The sequence below is a fragment of the Desulfocicer vacuolatum DSM 3385 genome, assembly GCF_900176365.1.
Taxonomy (GTDB): Bacteria; Desulfobacterota; Desulfobacteria; order Desulfobacterales; family Desulfobacteraceae; genus Desulfocicer; species Desulfocicer vacuolatum.
Genome location: NZ_FWXY01000074.1, coordinates 1 through 1,524, shown reverse-complemented (window position 1 = coordinate 1,524; position 1,524 = coordinate 1). Strand labels below are relative to the sequence as shown.

Below are 1,524 nucleotides of genomic sequence, written 5' to 3'. Positions count from 1 at the left end.
GGGATGGATATTTCTTATAAAGGGATATGGGGCTATGCTCCTTTGATTGTCTCATTGAATAGAACCCGCGAACCCCTTTACATTGTCAATCGATCAGGAAATGCGCCATCTCACCTTGGATCAGCCCACTGGATTGATAAAAGCCTTGACCTTGTTTGCCCTGATTTTGAAAAAGTGATACTGCGCGGGGATACAGATTTTAGCCTGACCGGCAATTTTGACAGATGGGATGAAAGGTGCACCTTTATCTTTGGTATGGATGCCAAAAAGAATTTGATAAAAAAAGCCTGTGATATCTCAGAAACAGAATGGCAGTTGTTCAATAAACCTCAGCGGGTGATAAAGACTCAGGAACGTGAAAAACCGGAAAACATAAAGGCCCAGGTAGTAAAAAATAGAAAATTTAAAAATCTTCAGACCGAATGCGAATTTTTTGCTGAATTTGAGTATCAGCCGGGAAAATGCCAGAAATCATATCGAATGATCGCTATCAGAAAAATAATCAATGTCTCAAAAGGAGAGGAACAACTTTTTGATGATTGTCGATTTTTTTTCTATATCACCAATGACCAGGTCAAAAGTACGGAATCCTTGATTCATCTTTATCGGGATCGGGCAAACCATGAAAACGACATTGAACAGTTGAAGAATGGAGTTCAAGCCCTGAAAGCGCCTTCAAACACACTGAATTCCAATTGGGCCTATATGGTCATAGCCGCCTTGGCATGGGATCTCAAAGCATGGTATGGAATGTTGATGCCTTACCGGGTTCTGGGGAATCAGATTATGAAAATGGAATTTAAGCGATTCATCCGTACCTTTATTAATATTCCATGTCTGATTATCAAAAAATCCAGAAAAATTGTCTATCGGATTGTCGGATATAATAATCAACTCAACCATGTTTTCAATTTTCTTTTCCTTTTGAAAAAATTTGAATTTTCATAATCAAGGGATAAACGGACAGCCATTTTAAACGGGTTGAAATGGTGAGTCATAACCCAATCATAGCAAAAGGAAGGCACCAAGTGATCATGACTAAAAATTGTAACACAAATCAGTGATGTCCGGTTAGGTTTTTGCATGCTTAAAAAAGAATATAAAACACTTGATTTATTAAAAAATAAGAGCTACCTAAGCATTGCTTTTGTCTTGTTGTAATTGATTCTATAACAAGGAGAAGTTAATGCCCATAACCCAATGCAAAAAACAAAAGATCAAATTTGATGCTGAATCCTTTATACAATATCTGCTACCTCTACAAAAAATTCTGCTCACTACCCCTGCGCTTAATTCAAGGGGGTATCGGCCATTGAAAATGACGTTTGAAGACCAACTCAATGCTTTATTATTCTATCACCTTCAAGAGCATGAGTCTGCAAGAGATCTTGTCCAGTGCATGAAAGAAGATGATTTTGCCAAAAATAACATAGCGCCTGATGGTGGTATCAGTCTCAGCAGTTTTTGTGAAGCCATTAATGATCGAGGACTCGAACAACTTCAATATGTCTTTGAGGAACTTTG

Annotated in this window: 1 protein-coding gene and 1 pseudogene; both read left to right on the top strand. The window is 37.9% G+C overall.

Going from position 1 to position 1,524, the window contains the following annotated elements; translation table 11 throughout:
• On the top strand, nt 1–948 hold a 948-nt coding region (locus B9A32_RS20955), incomplete at its 5' end, for an IS1380 family transposase (protein WP_139795848.1).
• A gap of 238 nt (nt 949–1,186) precedes the next feature.
• Nucleotides 1,187–1,524: pseudogene (locus tag B9A32_RS21235) on the top strand (IS4 family transposase); the annotation flags it as partial.